Source organism: Acinetobacter sp. YH12023 (assembly GCF_013420135.1).
GTDB classification, from domain to species: domain Bacteria; phylum Pseudomonadota; class Gammaproteobacteria; order Pseudomonadales; family Moraxellaceae; genus Acinetobacter; species Acinetobacter amyesii.
Genome location: NZ_VOYU01000001.1, coordinates 203,976 through 224,877, shown reverse-complemented (window position 1 = coordinate 224,877; position 20,902 = coordinate 203,976). Strand labels below are relative to the sequence as shown.

The 20,902-nt window shown below is 39.5% G+C and carries 22 protein-coding genes; 7 read left to right on the top strand and 15 right to left on the bottom strand.

All coding sequences use genetic code 11. The features are described 5' to 3' along the window. Positions 1–8: 8 nt before the first annotated feature. Positions 9–1,487: an SIR2 family protein gene (locus tag FTT92_RS01070; protein ID WP_180171215.1), complete on the top strand. Its 1,479-nt coding sequence runs from the start codon at positions 9–11 to the stop codon at positions 1,485–1,487. Positions 1,488–1,593: 106 nt separating this feature from the next. On the opposite strand, the gene FTT92_RS01065 is transcribed toward FTT92_RS01070, so the two are convergent. The 6 genes from FTT92_RS01065 to def form a co-directional block, all read right to left on the bottom strand. Next, positions 1,594–1,968, bottom strand: a complete 375-nt coding sequence (locus tag FTT92_RS01065; RefSeq protein ID WP_180171214.1) for an endonuclease domain-containing protein — start codon at positions 1,966–1,968, stop codon at positions 1,594–1,596. A 196-nt stretch (positions 1,969–2,164) separates the two neighbouring features. After that, the gene (locus FTT92_RS01060) at positions 2,165–3,205 is read right to left on the bottom strand and encodes a molecular chaperone DnaJ (RefSeq protein ID WP_180171213.1); all 1,041 of its coding nucleotides are present in this window, start codon (positions 3,203–3,205) and stop codon (positions 2,165–2,167) included. Between the two features lie 90 nt (positions 3,206–3,295). Beyond that, positions 3,296–4,573, bottom strand: a complete 1,278-nt coding sequence (locus tag FTT92_RS01055; RefSeq protein WP_111885556.1) for a glutaminase — start codon at positions 4,571–4,573, stop codon at positions 3,296–3,298. Between the two features lie 64 nt (positions 4,574–4,637). Further along, positions 4,638–5,090, bottom strand: coding sequence for a hypothetical protein (locus FTT92_RS01050; protein ID WP_180171212.1), 453 nt, complete (start codon positions 5,088–5,090; stop codon positions 4,638–4,640). Positions 5,091–5,107: 17 nt separating this feature from the next. Continuing rightward, the gene (locus FTT92_RS01045; protein WP_180171211.1) at positions 5,108–6,319 is read right to left on the bottom strand and encodes a GGDEF domain-containing protein; all 1,212 of its coding nucleotides are present in this window, start codon (positions 6,317–6,319) and stop codon (positions 5,108–5,110) included. 191 nt (positions 6,320–6,510) lie between these two features. Beyond that, entirely contained in the window at positions 6,511–6,993 is a 483-nt protein-coding gene (gene def / locus FTT92_RS01040; protein ID WP_180171210.1) for a peptide deformylase, read from the bottom strand. A gap of 379 nt (positions 6,994–7,372) precedes the next feature. Between def and FTT92_RS01035 the strand changes: the two genes are divergently transcribed. After that, positions 7,373–8,653: an MFS transporter gene (locus FTT92_RS01035; RefSeq protein WP_180171209.1), complete on the top strand. Its 1,281-nt coding sequence runs from the start codon at positions 7,373–7,375 to the stop codon at positions 8,651–8,653. Positions 8,654–9,059: 406 nt separating this feature from the next. Here FTT92_RS01035 and FTT92_RS01030 read toward each other — a convergent pair whose 3' ends face one another. From FTT92_RS01030 to pnuC, 4 genes are all read right to left on the bottom strand, one after another. Further along, positions 9,060–9,557, bottom strand: coding sequence for a DUF2505 family protein (locus FTT92_RS01030; RefSeq protein WP_180109767.1), 498 nt, complete (start codon positions 9,555–9,557; stop codon positions 9,060–9,062). A 166-nt stretch (positions 9,558–9,723) separates the two neighbouring features. Further along, positions 9,724–10,017 (bottom strand): hypothetical protein, encoded by a 294-nt coding sequence (locus FTT92_RS01025; protein WP_180107380.1) that lies wholly within the window; start codon positions 10,015–10,017, stop codon positions 9,724–9,726. A gap of 109 nt (positions 10,018–10,126) precedes the next feature. Then, the gene (locus FTT92_RS01020; protein WP_180023193.1) at positions 10,127–10,426 is read right to left on the bottom strand and encodes a hypothetical protein; all 300 of its coding nucleotides are present in this window, start codon (positions 10,424–10,426) and stop codon (positions 10,127–10,129) included. 263 nt (positions 10,427–10,689) lie between these two features. Then, a complete protein-coding gene (gene pnuC / locus FTT92_RS01015; RefSeq protein ID WP_180120566.1) occupies positions 10,690–11,280 on the bottom strand; it encodes a nicotinamide riboside transporter PnuC in 591 nt (196 codons plus the stop codon). Between the two features lie 222 nt (positions 11,281–11,502). On the opposite strand from pnuC, the gene FTT92_RS01010 reads away from it, so the two are divergent. From FTT92_RS01010 to FTT92_RS01000, 3 genes are read left to right on the top strand one after another with little or no spacing between them, the layout of a single operon-like run. Next, on the top strand, positions 11,503–12,288 hold the full coding sequence (locus FTT92_RS01010) for a crotonase/enoyl-CoA hydratase family protein (protein WP_180171208.1): 786 nt from the start codon (positions 11,503–11,505) through the stop codon (positions 12,286–12,288). Positions 12,289–12,343: 55 nt separating this feature from the next. Beyond that, the gene (locus FTT92_RS01005) at positions 12,344–13,234 is read left to right on the top strand and encodes an alpha/beta fold hydrolase (RefSeq protein ID WP_180171207.1); all 891 of its coding nucleotides are present in this window, start codon (positions 12,344–12,346) and stop codon (positions 13,232–13,234) included. Positions 13,235–13,284: 50 nt separating this feature from the next. After that, positions 13,285–13,848 carry a TetR/AcrR family transcriptional regulator gene (locus FTT92_RS01000; protein WP_180171206.1) on the top strand — a complete coding sequence of 188 codons (564 nt, stop codon included), beginning with the start codon at positions 13,285–13,287 and terminating at the stop codon, positions 13,846–13,848. Here the strand turns inward: FTT92_RS01000 and FTT92_RS00995 are convergent. Then, positions 13,830–14,318, bottom strand: coding sequence for a hypothetical protein (locus tag FTT92_RS00995; protein ID WP_180023189.1), 489 nt, complete (start codon positions 14,316–14,318; stop codon positions 13,830–13,832). The genes FTT92_RS01000 and FTT92_RS00995 overlap by 19 nt on opposite strands. Positions 14,319–14,753: 435 nt before the next feature. Between FTT92_RS00995 and FTT92_RS00990 the strand changes: the two genes are divergently transcribed. After that, positions 14,754–15,200, top strand: coding sequence for a GNAT family N-acetyltransferase (locus FTT92_RS00990; RefSeq protein ID WP_078191420.1), 447 nt, complete (start codon positions 14,754–14,756; stop codon positions 15,198–15,200). A 143-nt stretch (positions 15,201–15,343) separates the two neighbouring features. Here the strand turns inward: FTT92_RS00990 and FTT92_RS00985 are convergent, their stop codons facing one another. The 4 genes from FTT92_RS00985 to FTT92_RS00970 form a co-directional block, all read right to left on the bottom strand. Continuing rightward, entirely contained in the window at positions 15,344–17,140 is a 1,797-nt protein-coding gene (locus FTT92_RS00985; RefSeq protein ID WP_180171248.1) for a diguanylate cyclase domain-containing protein, read from the bottom strand. Positions 17,141–17,327: 187 nt separating this feature from the next. Continuing rightward, positions 17,328–17,666 carry an FKBP-type peptidyl-prolyl cis-trans isomerase gene (locus FTT92_RS00980; protein WP_078191421.1) on the bottom strand — a complete coding sequence of 113 codons (339 nt, stop codon included), beginning with the start codon at positions 17,664–17,666 and terminating at the stop codon, positions 17,328–17,330. 507 nt (positions 17,667–18,173) lie between these two features. Then, complete coding sequence (locus FTT92_RS00975; protein WP_078191423.1) at positions 18,174–18,704, bottom strand: YaeQ family protein; 531 nt, start codon at positions 18,702–18,704, stop codon at positions 18,174–18,176. 65 nt (positions 18,705–18,769) lie between these two features. Then, positions 18,770–19,783, bottom strand: coding sequence for a GTP-binding protein (locus tag FTT92_RS00970; protein ID WP_180171205.1), 1,014 nt, complete (start codon positions 19,781–19,783; stop codon positions 18,770–18,772). A 567-nt stretch (positions 19,784–20,350) separates the two neighbouring features. Between FTT92_RS00970 and FTT92_RS00965 the strand changes: the two genes are divergently transcribed. Continuing rightward, on the top strand, positions 20,351–20,572 hold the full coding sequence (locus FTT92_RS00965) for a hypothetical protein (RefSeq protein WP_078191424.1): 222 nt from the start codon (positions 20,351–20,353) through the stop codon (positions 20,570–20,572). Positions 20,573–20,902: the final 330 nt, after the last annotated feature.

The following is a 20,902-nucleotide window of genomic DNA, read 5'->3' as shown; positions in this document are numbered from 1 at the left end:
TTTATAAAATGAACTTTGACGATATTCTTAATAATTTTGATCCACACAATAGTAAAAACTCATATAGAGACTTAAGTTTCTTTTTAGAAAAGCTTCTTGAGCATCATTTTGAAAAACAAAAAATCATATATCATCAGCTTTCAGCACCATTTTTCCCTTTTGATTATATTTTAGAAAATACATTCATTCCTGACTTACCTACTCCAACAGCAGTTGAGATTAAGATTATTCCTTCAGCATTGGCGGTTGGAAAAATCCTTGATAAATTTTTAAATCAAAAAGAAAAATTTCACCCAGAACCCAAAAGCTTGATTGTGATTTCCACCTTAAGTGAAAATGATATAAGTAGGTTGTTTAAAAACAAGGAGCCAGATTTTCCATACAAGATTTGTGGAAAAGAATTTATAAGTAAGCTAATTATTGAAAATATTGATTTTTCAAAAAATTTACTAACTAATTTATATAATATTAAATTTGAAGAAATATTCTCAAATAAAAATAATGAACAAAATTGGAAAGATGAACGGTCAAAACGAATCGAGCAATTAAAGCTTAAATATAAAGACGGAAATTTTTCTTTATTGTTAGGAGCAGGTGTTTCATGTGATGCTAAATTGCCATCTTGGGAACAATTAATCTCATCACTGTTAATAAAATATTTTTCCGAAACCCAAAATGCTGACAATAAATTTTCTCAGAAATCAATTAACACTATTTCAGATAATTTTAAGGAAAATCATTTTAATTCAGCACTACTTTCTGCTAGATACTTGAAAAAATCATTTACAAAAAATACTGAACCTTCTGATAAATTTAAAAATATTATTCATGAAATTCTCTACAACTCAAAACAAATAAATCACAATTCAAAGCTTATAGAAGTTATAGGTCGATTATGTATCCCCACAAGACTAAGAGCCCATGTAGACTCAATTATTACTTATAATTTTGATGATCTAATTGAACAAAAGCTTAAAAAGCTTAATTTACATCATCATGTTATACCTAACGAATTGGAAACATACAGTATAAAAGAATTACCAATTTATCATGTACATGGCTTCATTCCAGAAAATCTAAATCAATATGATGATTATGTTGGAAATGAAATTGTATTTTCAGAAGATGGGTACCATAAGATGTACTCAGACTCATACCATTGGTCGAATTTAGTACAATTAACTCATTTAAGAGAAAAGAGTTGCTTAATGATTGGACTATCTATGGATGATCCGAATTTAAGAAGACTTTTAGACATTGTTTCTAATCCTTCCGTTGAAAGTAAACACTTTGCAATTCTTCAGAGAGTAAAAGAAGAATCTTTAATCAATGATAACTCAACAAACGAAGAAATTAATTTAGCTAGAAATTTCTTGCAGAGCCACCATCATTTACAGGAAGCAATATTCAAAGATTTAGGAGTCAATATTATTTGGTATGAAGAATACTCAAATATTCCTGAAATTTTAGAAATGTTATTACACTAAATTTATTACCCTCACCCCAGCCCTCTCCCAAAGGGAGAGGGAGCATCATTTAATTTAATGCCTGCATGAGTTTTATATTAAAGTTCCCTCTCCTTTTAGGAGAGGGTTAGGGAGAGGTATTTTTTAATTCAGAACACCTCTGCCATAAATCCTCTAACACCACATCCGTCCGCCCCAACACATCATGATTCCAATACCGCACAACCTTTAAACCTAAAGTTTCTAAATACTTCGTCCGTTCCGCATCATATTCAATGACATCATCCAATCCATGCTGACTGCCATCAAGCTCTATGACCAAACAAATTTCATGACAGTAAAAATCCACAATATAAGGCTTGATTACATGCTGACGACGGAATTTTAAATCCATAAATCGCTTGGTACGTAGGAGTTGCCACATAAAGTTTTCTGCATCGGTGGCGGTATGGCGCATGGTTTTGGCGAATATTAAAAGTTGGGGGTCGAGTTTATTGTTCATTACGTTTTGTTTTTATTATTTTATTTAGATTATCAAATTTTATAACCTCTCCCTAGCCCTCTCCTACAAGGAGAGGGAATATTCATTATTAAGCCAATTGACGGAATTTAATTAGATGCAGCTCCTTCTCCCTATGGGATGAGAAGCACTGCTTCGCAAGGGGGATGAGGGAAACATGCTTTTAATGAAAAAAGTATCAAAGCACCCCATTCTCCAGCAACACCTCCAACCCTTTCACCTTCTCCATATATTTCAGCCGTTCTTTTTCCCACTTCACTTGTTCTTTCAATACCGAAACATCGCCATCAATCACCTTAAACACATCTTTCACCTGCATATTTTTCGGCTTCGGTTTTTCACTCCAGTGAAAGCTATCCTTGATGTCATCAATTTGACTTGCAAGGCGTTGGCTTTGTGCTTCTAGCGCCATTTGATAAAACTTTAAATGTTCATCAGTTAAGGCTTTAGGGCTTTTGTCTTTATTGGTTTCAAGCTGTAATTGCAGCTTTAATAAATAAAACAAATCCTGTGCTTCATGAGCTTGGTTCACCACTTGCAGCAACTCTGTTTTTTCTGCTTTTTTAGCTTCATCAGGTTCACGGTCTGGGTGAATCATGGCGGTGATTTTTAAATACACAGTTTTCAGGGATTGGTTCACTAACTTTTCAGCTTGTTCACGCTTTTGCGCTAAGCGTTTACGCTGATGCTCTTCTTTCTCACGTTGATATTGTTCGCTGTCCCACGCTTCATATGACTCATATTCTTCTGTCGTTTCTTGTTCTATATCAACATGACCTTCTACTTTGCTCTGTTCAGCTTGCGCTAACTTAGCTTTTTTATTCGGCTTTTGCATATGTGCATGATGCTGCTGATAAAAAGCATCAACCTCTGCAACCTTTTCCAGTTCGGCAGTATTTAAGTAGTTGGATTTTTTCAGTTGCTTTGCTAGTTTCGCAAGCTTTGCATCCAGCTGTGCTAAGTCTGCTTTGGCAAAGTCTTCTTGCTGTAGATGCTGCCAAAGTTGTGCAAGCTGACGGTAGTACACCGCATGCAAATCACGATAGATCGGTACAAGTTTCCGTTGGATATAACTCTGAATCTCACTTTTGGCATTTTGCCAATGTGCTAAATCCAGCTTTTGCTGTTCGATTTGCTCAATCAGTTTATTCAGCTTTTTATGCTGTGGGGATAAAGCTTCAGCACTCGGGAGTAAACTGACTTTTAACTCAAAAGACATAAGCAAATTTAACGCAAAAAGAAAATTATAGCCGATCTAAGCACTAAACTTATGAGCACCTTGTATGAATCAACAATGGATTTTTATCAATTAACGCTCAAATCGTTGTAAATATTGACTCAACTCTTCCCGCACAACCACCTCATGTCCTGCATGACTTCGACGTTGTTCCAAGAGATGCTCTGAGTCGATCACTACCACGCGATGACCATCCGCAATTAAACGATCTACGCCTTCAAAGAGCATTCGGACACCAACAGCGTGTATCAAAGAAATATTGGTCAGGTCTAAAACGATATGGTTATTCGCAACAGGTTCATCCTCTAAGATCCGCAGTAACATTTCCGACTCAGTAAATTGCAATACGCCGCGCAGTTCATACACCACCACCGAACGATCTATCCCGCAGGTATAGCGACTCTGGACGATCGTTTGCGCTGAAGGTGTTCCCTCCATGACATGCAGTCCCATGTCCTTAGACAGTCGTTCAAATATTTCGACGCCTCGAACACTATTCCCATGTGTATCCAGTTTCGGACTAAAGACAGCCAGCCCAACCTGCCCCGGCAAAGCCCCCATAATGCCACCGGCCACACCGCTTTTGGCAGGAATACCGACCGTTGTCAGCCAATCACCCGCAGCATCATACATGCCGCAAGTCATCATCACACTCAACACTTGCCGCACCACCGAACGTGACAGCAACCGTTTCCCTGTGGCAGCTTGCACACCACCATTGGCAAGCACACTGGCCATTTTTGCCAAATCTTTAACCGTCACTAATATTGCACACTGACGAATATAGCCGTTCACCACATCTTCAGGGTCTTCTTCAAGTACACCGACTGTGCGCAGCATGTAACCGATCGACAAATTTCGAAAAGCCGTCTTCACTTCAGACTGGTAAACCGCTTCATCAAAACTCAGCTCACGCCCTGCCAATTCACTTAAAAATTCACGGAGTTTTTCAGCTCGGGTGCTGTGCTCGTCATGCGGTAATAGTGAATGTGTGGTGATTGCCCCCGAATTGATCATCGGGTTTTTCGGGGTATTGCTCTGTGGATCGAGCGCAATTTGATTGAATGCCTCTCCCGATGGCTCGACACCGACTTTTTGTAAAACGCTGTCTAAACCAAGATGACGAATCGCTAAGGCATAAGCAAAAGGTTTAGACATCGACTGAATGGTGAACTCGACTTCGTCATCACCCGTGGAATAAATCGTGCCATCTACGGTAGACAGTGCCAAAGCCAGTCTATTCGGATTGGCGTTAGCTAACTCAGGAATATAATCTGCCAAAGCTCCGTGCTGATTGGCATCGCAGGCATTGAGGACATGCTGTAAATAATCTGGAACAGGCGTTTTCATAAGGGCTATTTTTTGTTGTGTGCTTTTTTATTTATAACAAATTGAGCTGCCTCTGTATAAGTCCTTATGGTGAAGCCGTGTTCTGAGCTAAAACCTGTATGTGCTGTATATTCAAATGGTGCATCATTTCTCGAATAAAAACGAAATAACTGAGTTGAATGATTGCCTGTTCACCAAATAGATTTTGATAATATTCGGTATGTTCAATCATTTCATTAAAGCCATGTTCTAAGCTTTGTCGGTCAATGCGGGTCGCATGTTCAAAAAAGGTCTGCGCCAATATTTGCAGCATCGAGTCATTCGACTGAGCATAGCGCTGCGTCTGATAATCAAGCTGTAATCGTTCTAAAATTTCTTCAATTTCATAGATCAAATATTCAATCGCTAAAGCATCGAAGCGCTGATGTCGGACACATTTTTGTACCAAAGACGCTAAGCCAAGATCAAAATGAATATTCTGTTGCTCGGTCTGAAAGTCGAGCTGCGCTAATCCGAGCTGAAATTGTAATTGCTGCATCGCTATCTTTTAAGTTTTTAATCTTCTACCAAGTTTAACTCACGAAAGCTACGCACTTGGTTACGTCCTTGTTGCTTTGCCATGTACAGCGCTTGATCGGCCATACGCGTGACCACAGCAGACGGTGTCCCCTCAATCGCAGTTGCTACACCGAAACTTGCACTAATCTTCAACATTTGATGGTTGGCTATCATAGTTTCAGCTTCAGAAATGGCCAATCGACAGCGTTCAGCGACCTCTATCGCCTGCTCTAAACTCTGATTTTCTAAAATTAAAATAAATTCTTCACCGCCATAACGTCCAACCACATCTTGTACACGAGTATTGTCATTTAAAATTTGAGCAACACGTTGTAAAACGGCATCTCCTGCATCATGTCCATATTGGTCATTGATCAATTTAAAATGGTCGAGATCAAGCAAAACCACTGCAAATTCAGGCCGTGTCTGTTTGCTGAGCGTATCAAGTTCATGACTGACATAACGACGGTTAAACACATTGGTCAGGCCATCAACACGGCTGAGGACTTCCATCTTTTGTTCACGGTGTCGCCACTGTAAAAGCAAAATCTGAAAAAATACCGCACTGACGATCAATATGGGTAAATACAACTCCGCCATACTCATCAGCCAAAAGGCATTGTCGTAAAACTCACTCTGTTTTAATGCTGGGCTGAAAATTGGTGCATATTCTAGACGGTCAATCGAGGTTTGATAGCAAATGTAGCCAATAAACAGTGTGATCGGAAATGTAATACTGAGCATAATTGCAGGACGATAAAAAACTAAACCGACCATCAACAAATTGACTGTTCCCGCCATGGTGGCAGGACTATAGATCCCGATCATATAGCCACCATAGATCATGCCGATCCCAAATAGGACGGGCGCAAAATAGCTAAAAAACAGTCTAAAATTTAAATATTTTTTGAAATAAATACTGAGTACTGCCAATACGCCATAACTGAGTAGGACTATACAAGCGACGATGATCCTGAACTTGAGTTCACTCGGATTAAACCAAATCCGATTGGTCGAATAATAAAAATTCATGATGCACCACTTCAACACGCTAACTTGACTCAGCATGCCAAAGATGAGAAGTAAACGCCCTTTATCGTAGTCAGACCAATTGATGATGAGATAGTCTGACTCAAACAAAAGATGCTTCAATTTACGCCATTGTACGCCCCAGTTCGTACAGACAGCATTGCCCCAATTTTTCCCCATTAATCTTCTTTTTTATTTTATTATTTCGTTAGTTATACAAGGTTTTAACTTCAAAAAGAAAGCCTATTTTCACAGTTAAAAGTGCAACCTTTGAAGCCTTTAAACTTCACTTACACCACTATTCAAATTACTTTTCCATTATTTCTTTAGCTCAATTGGTCACTTTTATCTTTTTGAAATAGTACAGTTTATTATTCTAAACGCTCGGTGAATAAGATCCCGTTCAGATGATCGACCTCATGTTGTACGATCCGTGCAGGAAAGCCATTCAGGGTTTTCTCTTTGACTTCACCTTGAAGGGTCAAATATCGCACGTGAATTTGCTCGGCTCTCGGGACTTGTCCTCGTGCATTCGGCACACTTAAGCAGCCTTCTTCACCCAAAACCGTGGTCGTAGATCGAGATGTAATCACTGGATTGACCATCACGATCGCCTCCATTTCAGGCGCATCGGGATAGCGTAAATTTGCACGTGAAGCCACGATAATCACCCGCTTTGAAACATAAATTTGCGGCGCGGCAATGCCTACGCCTTGACGCTCAAGCATAGTGGCATGCAGTGTTTTACTTAGTGCAGTTAACCATGCAGAACCTATTTCAGATGCTTGTACCTCTGCGGCAGTGAGCGTCAAAATTGCTTCACCACGCTGTGCAACAGCAGCAATATGACTCATGTATTTATCCTTTTTTAAGTCTAGCGGGCTGAAATCACTTTAAAAAAGCAACCATGCAATATGCATTATTATTGGTTCTGAGTATAAAACAACAGCGTGCTATGGCTTTGAATCTTTTGTGGTTTATATAGAGCACAAAGTAAAATAGTAGATCATACTACCCTATACCATTGATATTTATCATTTATACATCAAGGTACACTATTATCTATTACCAATCTTTCTTTAAGTTAATGCGACTTTATCTATATTATTTTGTTCTTAATTAGTGATATTTTCATAACTATAAGTTTTTAATAAGGCAACAAAGTTTGATTATTCAATAAAAAATTGAATCACTAAAATCGTCAAATGCTATTTGCTGCTGGAAAATATTTGCATGGAAGCTCAGCCACGCCTGACTCGTCAAGATAAACGCACCCTCGGACTGTCATCCCTCGGTGGCGCACTTGAGTTTTATGACTTTGTCATTTATGTGTTTTACGCCAAAATTATTTCGGAACTGTTTTTCCCCACTGGCCTCAGTCCATTTTGGGCGATGTTGAATACCTACGGTATTTTTGCAGCAGGATATTTTTTCCGCCCATTGGGTGGTGTCGTAATGGCGCATTTTGGCGATTTGATTGGTCGTAAGCGTTTATTTAGTTTGTCTATTTTACTCATGGCTTTGCCTACACTGATGATTGGTGTGATGCCGACTTTTGAAAGTATTGGTTATGCAGCACCACTTTTGCTCCTACTGATGCGTGTGATTCAAGGCATCGCGATTGGTGGTGAAATCCCTGCTGCATGGACTTTTGTTTCAGAGCATGTGCCTGAGCAAAAAATTGGTATCGCCAATGGCTTACTCACTGCTGGCTTATCTTTGGGTATCTTATTGGGCGCACTGATGTCTTTGTTTATTTCATTACAATTTACAGAGTCAGAAATCCATGATTGGGCATGGCGGATTCCATTCATTCTAGGCGGAATCTTTGGTTTTGTTGCGCTCTATCTCCGCAGTTATTTAAAAGAAACGCCTGTATTTAAAGCCATGCAAGAAAAGAAACAATTGACTAAAGAGCTTCCTGTGAAACAAGTGCTGCAACAGCACAAAACAGGCGTTGTGATTGGTATGCTGTTTACATGGTTCTTAACTGGCTGCGTTGTTGTATTGATTTTAGCGATGCCAAATCTACTCACGAGCACCTTTGGTTTTGAACGTGCAGATGCCTTTAAAATGCAAAGTGCCGCTATTGTGATGCAAATGGTCGGTTGTATCTTGGCAGGTCTTTTGGCAGATCGCTTCGGTGCGGGCAAAGTGATGCTGTTCGGTTCCCTCCTTGTCGCGATAATCGCGGGCGTGTTCTATAACAGCTTGGGCCATGTGGCAGCATCGACCGTGTTTACGCTCTATATGCTGCTCGGTTTGGCATCAGGTACGGTCGGCATGGTGTCTTATAGTATGGTGAAAATGTTCCCTGCACAGATTCGTTTCTCGGGCATTTCATTTTCATACAATTTGGCTTATGCCATCGCGGGTGGTATCACCTTGCCATTGGTTCAATGGTTGAGTTTATACAGCAACATTGGCGCCATGTATTATATATGGACTGTCTGTTTGGTGACCTTCTTTACTGCGATGCTTTATCGTCAACGTTTTGAAAAAACATCTCGCTAACTGATGTTACGAAGTAACATCAGCAGCGCAATTTGATTCAAATAAATGAACGATACGCGCTAAGGTCATCCGCAAGTGTTTGAGACAGGACTACTTTTAATCAAAATTGTTTTTGCAATACTTTGAAAAATTTGACGCTAGTGAACGAGTTTTGCGGTGAGGAGCATTGCTCCGCAAGATGGTTTCCTTGCGAAGCTTCGCTTCTCATTTTGCCTAATGAGAAACATTGTTTCGTAAGAGTACCTCCAGCCGAAGGCTAATCCCTTTATTCAATCCATAGATGTAAGACCCCGTCGAATAGACTTAAATATCATTTAAAAATTGTGAAATTACTTTTACGTGCGTAACATCAGTCACTAAAAAAAGCGGTCAATGACCGCTTTTTTTAACTTGCTTTCAAATCAATTCAGGCTTTTAAATTTTTACGCAATTCATCTTCTACAATTTCAATCTCAAGCTGACTAAAACGACGAATTTCACCTTCTGCATGTTTTTCAAGTAATCCACCAAGCAGTGGAACTTTGACTTTCACCGTCCAGTCCAAATTGAAACTCACTTGTGTTGCATCACCACTGACACTTCGTTTACAACTGGCTTCGAGCGGTAGGTTCGGATCTAGTTTGACGTCAGAGGTTAATGCCGCCAAATTACTAATATCCGTACGTTTCAGACGAAACGCATCTTTTAAAAACTTCTTGGCAATATCTGGAATATTTACATCCAAGTTATAGGCACGTTTTAAGGTATACATATCACCTGTTTTTTTTGATTCTAAAATTTCTAGATTTTCACCCGGTATGCGTTTGCACACCGCTTCATGCAAGCTGATATCTGCGGCTAGTCGTTTAAAATCTTCAAGTGAAACGCCATGAATTGTGGCATTGACGGTAAATTGATGTGCCATTCTCGTAATCCTTCAGGTCAATATTGGTTTTATTGTTTTATTTCGCCCAGTCTACAGTTGCTAAAACTGTGCTTTGAATTAAATCGAAAAGCGCTGTGGCTGTCATTGACCTGAAACCAAGCTAGAAAAACAGAATTGCCATACTGCAACTCAGAGGGACTCTGCCTTAAAGGCTTTTTTGAAATATTTGCCCATGCTGATTTTTCAACTCGAGCTGAAATTCCCAGCCCGCATCAATTTTTAAATACATCCCTGCATAGGACAACTTTGCGTACCAATGACCAAACTCGAGGCTAAAAATATCAAAGCTGGCTTGTTCAGGAAGCTGTTGCATTGGTTTTGCATGTATTAAAGCGCTAGGTTCAAAAGACTTGAAGTGCGAGCCATAATGATGAAACAGTTCAAAACATAGCTGATTAAAAATTTCAAATGTTGAATCTTTGGGATCAAGTTGCGTCATTGCTTTAATAGCTTCCCATATCTTTTCATTTCTTCTTGCGCTTATTTTTATATTTCTATAACAAATCTTTGTGGTACTGCTTTTATAAATCTCAGTTTAATTTAAGTTGTTAATTTAACAGCATGCTATGCACTACACCATCCCGATCACGGTGTACCAATTTGATCGGTTGTGAATAATCGATCAAGATGCTTTGGTGTTTATAACTGATTTGGATGCCGTATTCATCTGCACCATCATCCAAACCGCTGATGCTACATTGCGTCCCTTGTGGAAATGCCTTGAGCCATTCAGCGTTATACACATCTGCTATTTGCTCAAACTGAAAAAAGCTCGCCTTTTGCTGCAGTAGAACCGTAGCTTGTCGGTCAAAACGCAGTTGCTGCTCAAGTTGAAAGTCGATAATCATGACTCTGCACGCTCTTTACTTATTCATCGGGATCGGATCATCGGCTATTAAAATCAAGCTTCGCAGACACCCAATTTTGCTTATAAATTCACAGAGGATTTTATGACATGTCTTAGACTCAAATGAACACAGCCACATTTCTTAAGGCATAAAAAAGGCACTTCTCATCGGGGTGAAGCCCGATTATGAAATGCCCTTTATGGTTACAAAGTAAATATATTTTTATAAATTGTCAAATTGGGAATGAAAAAAACATCTGTGGGCTAAATGGATAAAGCTTTCATCGCCTGTTGCTGCTGTTTATTTTTGACTTGTGTCCATTGCCACCAACCAAATGCCGCCAAGCCCACAAAACCTGCATACAACGCCGCAGTGAGATACAGGTCTTTGTATATAAACATACCCACATAGATAATATCGACAAATACCCAAAGCACCCAAGTAGCAATATGTTTCCGGCTGGTCCAATACGTTGCGAGTAAGCTAAACGCGGCCAATTGTGCATCCAAAATTGGTACGGCTGCATCGGTAAAATAGTGCAAACTTAAACCAAAAATCAAACCACCCACCGCTGCTAAGAGCATTTGAAAGATCACGAGTTTGGTCGCAATCGGTTCAATACGGATGTCATGATCTTGTTGTTTGCCCTTCAACCAGTGATAAAAACCGTAGAAGTTCACCACTACAAAGAAAAACTGCAAAATGGTTTCGCCATAAAGTTTGTAGGTATAAAACAAGTAGGCATACAGCAAAAAAGCTGCAAAGTTAAACCACCAACACCACATATTTCGCTTTATGGTTAAAGTCACCCCGATTAAGCTAATAATGACTGCAAATATTTCTAAGTTCGACATGGTTGATTGGGCCTTAAAAAAGCTGCAGCTATTATGAAAAAATTCAGCCTAAAGGCAAGCTATATCCTGCACTATTTCATATCAACTCTGTAAATTTTAAATCAAACCACTCATCCACCAGACGATGATTTTGATGTTTTGAACGCATCAGTTTTGACAGTTTTCTAACAATCGTTTAAAAACTTAGCTGTGCATAAAGAATAATCAGAAGGAATCATCCAAATGTCAGAACAACAAGGTCGTGTAAGTCGAGAAATTCGTGGTCATCTTTATTTAATCGGTTTGGACCGTGCAGATAAACGAAATGCGTTTGACAGTCATTTAATTCATGACCTTTCACTGGCGCTCACTGAATATGAAGATGATCCAAATTTACGCTGTGCAGTGATTTTTGCTCATGGTGATCATTTTACTGCAGGTCTAGATCTGGTCGAACTACAACCCAAACTCGGCAGTGGACTGTTTAATTTTCCTGATCAGCAGATTAATCCGTGGGGAACCAACTCACGACAACGGAAAAAACCAGTTGTGGTCGCGGTACAAGGGTTCTGTTTTACAGCGGGTATTGAACTCATGCTGAATGCCGATGTCGTGATCGCACAGCGTCAGACAGAGTTCGCTCAAATGGAAGTGCAACGTGGCATTCTTCCTTTTGGTGGTGCAACAGTTCGCTTTGTGCAAGCAGCGGGTTGGAATAAAGCCATGCGCTATTTACTCACAGGTGAACGTTTCAATGCGCAAACGGCATATGACATGAACTTGGTGACTGAAATCACTGAGCAAGCGCCCTTATCTCGTGCCATTGAACTTGCAGAACAAATTGCACAGGCCGCACCATTGGCGGTTCAGGCAACACTCGCTGCAGCACAGCAAGGTGTGCATTTGGGAGCCGATGCTGCATTTGCTCAATTAGATCAGCACTTACAACCACTACTAAAAACACAAGATGTACAAGAAGGTGTGATGGCCATGCTACAACGTCGTGCAGCCAATTTTCAGGGCAAATAAGCCTATGGATAAATCGAATAAACCCTTAACGCCCTGCAACATCAAGAGAAAAATTATGTCAACGGATTTAGAACAAACAACGCAAGAAATACACAGTACACCCGTGAGTTTCCCAGCAACCGATGGTTATACGCTTTCAGGCGTTGAATATCGGCCTAATACTGCCGCTAAGGCCAATATTATTATTTCAAGTGCGACAGGTGTACCTCAACAATTTTACCGTCGTTTTGCCGAGTATGCCGCAGGACTCGGTTATCAAGTACTGACTTTTGATTATCGTGGTATTGGACGTTCTGCACCGTCAAAACTTAAAGGCTTTAAGATGTCCTACCTCGACTGGGGACGTTATGACCTTTCTGGTGCCATAGCTTATATGCAACAACACGGTCAGGAAACTTTTCTAGTGGGACACTCCTATGGCGGTCAAGCACTAGGCCTCACCTCAAATCATGATCAGATACGTGCCATGTATTGTTTTGGCACGGGCGCAGGCTGGCATGGCTATATGCCATTTAAGGAAAAAATGAAGGTTCATGTGATGTGGAATATCGTTTTTCCGCCAATGGTTGCCGTCAAAGGATATTTGCCTTGGAACAAACTCAATATGGGCGCTGACCTTCCTGTCGATGTCTATAAACAGTGGCGTCGTTGGTGTAAAAACCCAACCTATTTCTTTGCCGACCCTGAGCTGAGTGAGTTGTCTCAACAATATGCTGCTGTTCAAACGCCGATTTATGCGGTCGCTGCACTCGATGATGACTGGGCATTACCCAATTCACGACATGCTTTTATGCAGCATTATGCGCAAGCATCAATGCACTATATCAATATTGAAGCGCAAGATTATGGTCTAAAACAGATTGGTCATATGGGATATTTCCGCAAAGGTGCTGAACTCTTATGGCAGGAAGTCATTGGAAGGTTTGACGAACTATTAATCGCCTAGACCAATTTACTTCATACATAGCACATTGATTTATTCGGATAGAGAATTACATGCGTCCACGGAAAAACACCTCTGAACATCTATTGTTACAGTCAGCACACGCTTTTAAACGCTATGGCTATATGGGCTGTAGCATGGGGAAATTGGCCGAAGTCTGTGGTCTCTCAAAAGCTGCTTTTTATTATGACTATCCGAATAAAGACGCTTTATTAATGGAAATTTTAAACCTGACGCATATAAAGTTACAGCACAGTATTTTTCAGCAATTACAGCAATCCACTGCATCTCCTCAACAGGCTTTCTCGCAAATCCATCAACTGGCCATCCAGTTTTTTAGTCAAGGTGGATTAGGTTGTTTAGTCGGGATATTAAGTATGGAACGTCAACATTTGCCTACCGAGATTTTTGCAAAATTACAGTCCATCTTTCACGAGTGGCAACTCGCCTTTGAAGTGTTTTTTCAGCGATGCATGACCATCGAACATGCCGCTCAACTTGCCAAAGTCAGCTTGGCGGATTATGAAGGCGCGATTTTAATGGCTCGAATAACCGATGATTTGAGTTATCTCGATTTAGTCCAAGATCGCATTTTGCTTCAACTTGCGGAGTCTTGATAGCGATATTCAATTTTATGTTCTTCGCCAAAACGGTCGACATGTGTATAAAACTCACCGTATCGGCCTAAATAATACTCGAGCGATTGATTGTAAAAACTCCAATAAATCGACCATTCATTCAGATCTAATTGGCGAATTTGAGTTTTACAATTCACTGGCATGCGACGTAAAAAGACTTCTTGTAACTGCTCGGCTGCCTGTAGCGAATCTAATTTGTATTGTTGTTGAAAGAAAATTTCCGCAATATCATCAAAAAGTTGCTGTTCATATTCATCAACTTCAATGACCTGATCGACTTGGCGTATAGCATCATCATTCGATGCTAAAGAGATACTGTTCGATTTTTTTGGTGCTTGGTAGCGCGTATATTTTTGACGATATTTTTCTGTTTTTAGGATTTTTTTGACCACGATTCCCGCTGCAGACAACGCTATCAGAATACATATCACAATGAGAAAATTAACCATAATAACAACCTACTGCCGATGACGCGCATGCACATCTTGAATCATCGAATATTTTTATGGACTAATATAACGCACAATAACGTTTAAAATTCATACAAAATTATTTTAAAGCTGAAATCTTGCCAATTTTCTTTGCTAATTTATTTCAAACTATTACACCTGTTGAAATCATTGAGTATGTATACATTTCTAAAAAATCTATTATTACTTTAAAAACAGTATAGTTAGATGCATTTATGTGGTTATTTATCCGTATTTAACGATTAATTTATAAATATACATTTGTAAATTTTGCAACAATTTTGAAATAAAAACCCAACCCAACAGCGCAATGGCTGCAAAAAAACATAAAACGCAACAAGAAGCCTCTTTAAGCACAAGGCGATATCTTCTGAAATGACAGGCTGTTGGAGTTTTCTATAAAAAGAAAAAATTATGATACGCGAAGCACAAATTCAGGATATACCCGAAATTATTCACGTGATTCACAACAGCATTCGTTCATGTATCCAGGACCATCAACGTAATGAAAGTGTGATTCAAACTTGGCTTGAGGAGGCAAATCAATCAAATATCTTAATGTGGATGCTTTACAACGACAGTTGGGTCTACGTCAGTGACAATCGAGTGGTCGGCTTTATTTTAGTCAGTGATCAAGGACAAATTTTACTGAACTATATCTGCCCTGAACGTCAGTACCAAGGCATTGGTAAGGCATTATTGTTAAACATGATGCACTGTGTCAGGAAAAAGAATATTACCGAGATCAGTCTAGAAAGTACTCATACGGCACTCGCCTTTTACCAAAAATATGGCTTTGTCGCACATCAGGATTTTGAGCCTGCCGATGTTCCGCTCAAATTGGTCAAACAGCTCTGTTAGTAGAGAGGCAAACCTCATAAAAAGATAGATTTTCAAATAGGATGATTATGATAGGTGAATTTAAAAAGAGATCAATCTAAATAAGTATTGGCAAAGGATACTAGCGATAGCACCGCAAAGTTTTCGCCGTTTACAACGGAGTATCAAGGCTTAAGTTGATCGCGTCCTGCCTGTTTAGCCATATATAAATAATGGTCTGCATGCTTCATTAAGGCTTCGATACTGTCGAAGTCATTTTGCTTATCCATCCATGCCATGCCCAAACTCAGTGTGACGTAATTTTTGTCATCCCCCCGATTAACATGTTCAAGTTGTTCATTACGCATGGCTTCGAGTACCAATTGCAATTGTTCTTGGGCAATCGCATACGGAACATCATGCATCAATATGGCAAACTCTTCTCCCCCATAGCGAGCCACATAGGCTGAACTTGGCAGGGTATTTTGCATGGTTTTCACGATCTGCTGTAACACCTCATCGCCTTTGAGATGTCCATAGTGGTCATTATAATTTTTAAAATAATCGACATCTAACATGGCAAAGACCAATGTTCGATGACTATGAAAACGGACTTCTGAATATAAACGTTGAATTTCGGCATTCAAAGCACGACGGTTGAATGCCCCCGTTAAGGCATCAATACGAATTTGTAGCTCTAATTTTTTATTCAGCTCATGGAGCTGTAAGGTGCGCTCTTTGACTTTCTGATCGAGTGAACTGTTTAGCTCAAGCAGACTATTATTTAACTGCTCGGTATGCATCGACTGCTGTGCATAATGATGCGATTGCTGAAACATGATCAACAAGGCATACAAACTGGTTGAAATGAACGATAAATTGACGGAATCAATCAAATTCATCATCAGCAAAAAGTCGTTTAAAAAAGTAATGCACAGGAAAATAACCGCGATTAAATTTAATTTTGAATACGGTTCTTTCTTTTTCAGTGTTACGTAAAAACCATACGCAAAATTACTCAGAACAACGATCACATAGGCAAAGCTGTAGGTTGCCAAAGGCTGAAAAATCTCAGGCGTCGAAACAAAAGTCACTGAAATATTCAAAGACAACAGCAACATCGCGATCTGATAATTTAAGGTAAATAAATAGCGACGACTGAGCAAGTGGATATAACTTAAAAAGAAAATCGATGCCAAATAGGTAAATAAGTATTCTAATCGCGTGCCCCACAACCAATTAATATCGGTAAAAGTGGTATAGGCATAAGGTGCTGAAAATAAATTATGGAGTGCTAAAAAGACAATAAATAAGCCAAACACCAAGTTACTTCGGCTATTGCGACCGCGTAACCCTCGGAAGACTGAAAATAGGATTGTAAATAGTCCCACACCCAAGACGGCACCAGACACCATTCCAATACTCATCATCTGTTGTTGGAATTGGCGGTTTACTGTCTTAGCAATACCAATACGCATCGGGTTTTCAAACCCGCCATGCATACTGTTAAAACTTGAAGCCTGAATGGTTAAAGTGAAATATTCATCTTGTGCCACAAAATAGGCAATTCGCGGCGCATTCTCCGTTTTTTGTTTTGCTTCAGTACGCCCAACTTCTCCCAAACGAACGATCACATCACCATTTAAAAATACCCGATATGCACCGTACTGATTTGGAATCAATACCGCGATACGACGACCAATAAATTGTTTGGGGATTTGGAAATGTCCAGTATATGTCCCAAAGCCTTTACTGTCCCCTGTGATGTCTTTAAATGATGCAGGCAGATAGACCGTTTGACCGACTAGAACCGAACTCGGAGAAGTTAAAAATTGATTTGGATAAAACAACCATTTGCCTTGTAAGAGGCTACTGGTGTCTTCCGTGAAGTAGATTTGGTTAACTTCGTTTTGGTGTTTTAAATAAAACGATTTAGGAGCAGTTTCATACTGTGCTTGAGCAGTCGATACAGTGAATGCCAATGTAAAAATAATAAAGGTAAGAACCCAGAACAATCTGGTGCAAGGCAACTGTAAAGACAACGGCTTTGATTCCTGCGTTTATACTCGAGCAATTATTCTAATCTACGGTAAAAGACAAAAATAACAACTACTATTTTATCAAATTGATCAATAACTTCCATGTCACTGATCTAAAACAGTCGCTGTATTAATCGCGAGTTTTTACATCATACAATTCAATCTCAAAAATAAGATTTGAATTAGCAGGAATTACATTACCCATTTTACGTTCACCATAAGCCAAATGTGATGGCACGATTAACTTACGTTTACCACCGACTTTCATCCCCATGATGCCCTGATCCCAACCTTTAATCACACGGCCAGTACCAATCACTGTTTCAAAATAATTACCACGATCCAGTGATGAATCAAATTTTGTACCGTCTTCTAACCAGCCTGTATAGTGAGTTGTAATCAAAGCGCCTTTAACCGCTTCTTTACCTTCACCTACCACTAAGTCAATAATTTCTAATTCCGTGCTCATGCTCTCAACCTCAAATGCCGCAATCTAAATAAAGCACTATTATAAACAGAATCAGTCTGAACATGATGCCCTTGAATGCGTTAGAACTTACCGACTCAAAGTTGAGAACACAATGATTTAGATCAGCATGCAAATAAACATTTACTAGTAAAGCTCACATGTCTTGAAACATTTAGGAGTATTCCGTTATCCCTAAGATGCATTGGGAAGAAACGAATAAAAAATTTAAAGCGCTCTAAAAGTTTGAACGTTCATTGAATGAAGACGTTTATGCGGTAAGAACAACGCTATTTACAATGATAATAAAGAGGATTCATCCATGAGCATTACATAAATTGAGGCCTGGAAATTTTCCCCAAATTAGATTTTTATGATGGTTTTAGGTCAACTGAGTTTTAAATCGACAGTTAAATTAACAGAATCGTATTAGCTGAAAAAATAGTTATAGCGACAAGGATGCAAGCCTAAACTCGCATCCATCATAAAAAGTTAAATCAAATCATGCGCTTATTGCAATTGTGTCCATTCAATCACCGCTTGAGCTTTATCACCAATCAAAGTCCATTCGCCGTCCATTACGTTTAATTGTAAAGACATGGTCCGTTCGCATAACTCTTGAATGGCAGCCGTACTCGCTTCAGATAATTGCCAAATTTCAACATTCTTCAGGGTTTTCAGTTTGCTGTTGCGTTTATACCATTCGTCTACTGAAGAACCATAGGTAATCACAGCAACGTGTGGGCAACGTGCGCTGGCTTTTTTGACTTTATCTTCGTCAGGGCAACCGACTTCAATCCATTTCACCAATTGACCTGTTAAATCTTTTTCCCACAGCGCTGGTTCGTCTGTTTCGAAAAGATCTTTGGTAAATTCTAAGGCTTCATCTGCATAGCGTGCATATGCCAAGACACGTACCATCAAACGTTCAATCGTTTCAGAAGGATGCAAAGCCATCGTCAATTGATAATCACCATATTGGTGTACATCCATATTGGCAATGTTCAAATCTGCTTTATAAATTGTAGCTTTTAGCGCCATAGTAAAGTCCTCAAATTTGGCGCCTAGCATATAAGATTTAGCAAGCTTTTGCTGCGCTGATTTACTTATTTCTCAGCTTTCTCGGCATCGATACGACACTGCATTAAACGATCTTCAAATTCGAGCCATTCACGTTCAGTCTGGTAAATAATTTCGACACGATTATCTATACTTTCCTCGCTCGACTGATAATTAAACTGATCGGGATTAAAGTTAAAGGTTTTCCACCCTTGGTCTGTCTGAAAAATACCTTTGATCCGTAGCCAATCTTGCTGCTCACAGAGTAAATCTAACAGCTCAAAAAAGTCGAAGGTCCATCGTTTTGGGAGTTTCCAACCTGCGACACTATAGCCCTGAGCGGATTCAACATAATGATAAGGCAACTGTTTAATTTCTGTGGGTACATCGACCAGCGTTTGCTTTTGTATCGCCAATAAGGGCTGAATTTTACGAGGACTTCCCATATAGGCAAGATCAATATTTGTCAGTTTTAAATCACCTTTGACAACATTGATCCATTGCTGCTGATACGGTAAATACGCTTGTTTGAGTCGTTCCAAACCAGCTTGATCGGCATCACTCATACAATCAACATGCGACACCACAACGATTTGTGCCACTTTGAGTTGATCGGCATACAGGTTTTGCGAAGTCCACTCTTGATCATGTAAGCGTGAGCCATCAACCACGGTTACCAATGCCCGCATGGCTAAATGCGGATGCCAATGTGGCTCGGTCAATTGCTCCAATAGTTGTCCCGGATGCCCTAAACCCGTCGGCTCAATAAACAGTCGGTCGGGTTTCACCTCTGACAATAATCGTGACAACGCAATTTGCATCGGCAGTTGGCTACTACAACATAGACATCCACCCAATAATTCCTTCACCGCAAAGCCCTGATCTTGCGGCAACATCTGTTGATCGACCCCGATTTGCCCAAACTCATTCATCAGTACGGCCCAAGTTTCGCCCGCTGGCTTTTGCTTTAATAACTGCTGTAAAACTGTGGTTTTACCCGCACCTAAAAAGCCAGAAATAATATGAACAGGAATCGCACCGTGGGTAGAAACTAATTTCAAAAGTGAGTCACTCAAATAAATAGCCAATGATTGATGGCCTTTACCATAATGATTTCAAAAAAATGCTGCAAGCCTAGTCTTCATATCTCTGTCTTCATTTTCCTAAAGCATAGATCAGCCTAGTATCCGAGGCATTGAATGATGATCTGGCTGTTAAACAGCCTGTTTATTCCATTTGCATGAATGCATGACATATCTGGTCATACTTTATTGGCAAAGTTAACTCTTATATTTAAAAAAATAGCCATATCGAAAAGAATCCTTACATTTGGATTTTAGGGAAATTTCTGGATTCTGCTTATTTACGACATCGATGTAATCATCATGTAAACAATGAATGAATCATGAAGCCGATTTGGTCATTTTTTCTTGCAAAGTTAAATGAAGATTCCGATATTTTTTACATTTAAAACACAGGATGGACGGTTATGTATTCATCCAGTTAACCAGTCTGTTTCACTTTGTTGCTCGCATTGATCACTCGGTTTTCTCGATTTAGCATGAGTTCTCTCCTGATGGACGTGATGATCTTTTCAGGACTTACTAAAATATATAAGGATGCTCAAAATGAAATTAACTCAAATTTTACTTGCTTCTACTCTAGCTGCTGCAGCTGCAACAAGTTTTGCTGCGAGCAAAGATAAACAAGAAGCGCCTGAACAAGAAAAAGTAGTGGTTAGCACTCAAGAACAGCCAGCGACTGAAACAACTGCTGCTGAAGGTACTGCTGCTCAACCTGCTTCAGAAGCAAATGCTGAAGGTTCTGCACCAGCTCAACCTGCTCAGTAATATACGAATAGCGTACTCCACACGCTAAATTCATTTAGTCTGCTGCTCAACATTTATCCCTCACTAATAGAATGTTGTGCTAAATGAATTAAAGTCGCCGGATCATTGAAAAATGGTTCGGCTTTTTTATGCTCAAAGCCACTGATTGATAGATTTTAATGATCGATAAATCATTCAAAATGATTGATGATTTTCATATAAATAAATATATATCATTCACTTAAAATAAAACCCTGCAAAAAACACGATAATTCGATTCATCGTTTCGACTTATGCCTAGCTTGTTGAAAGCCTAGCTTTAGAACTTAATAGTGGCATATGTGAAGTGAT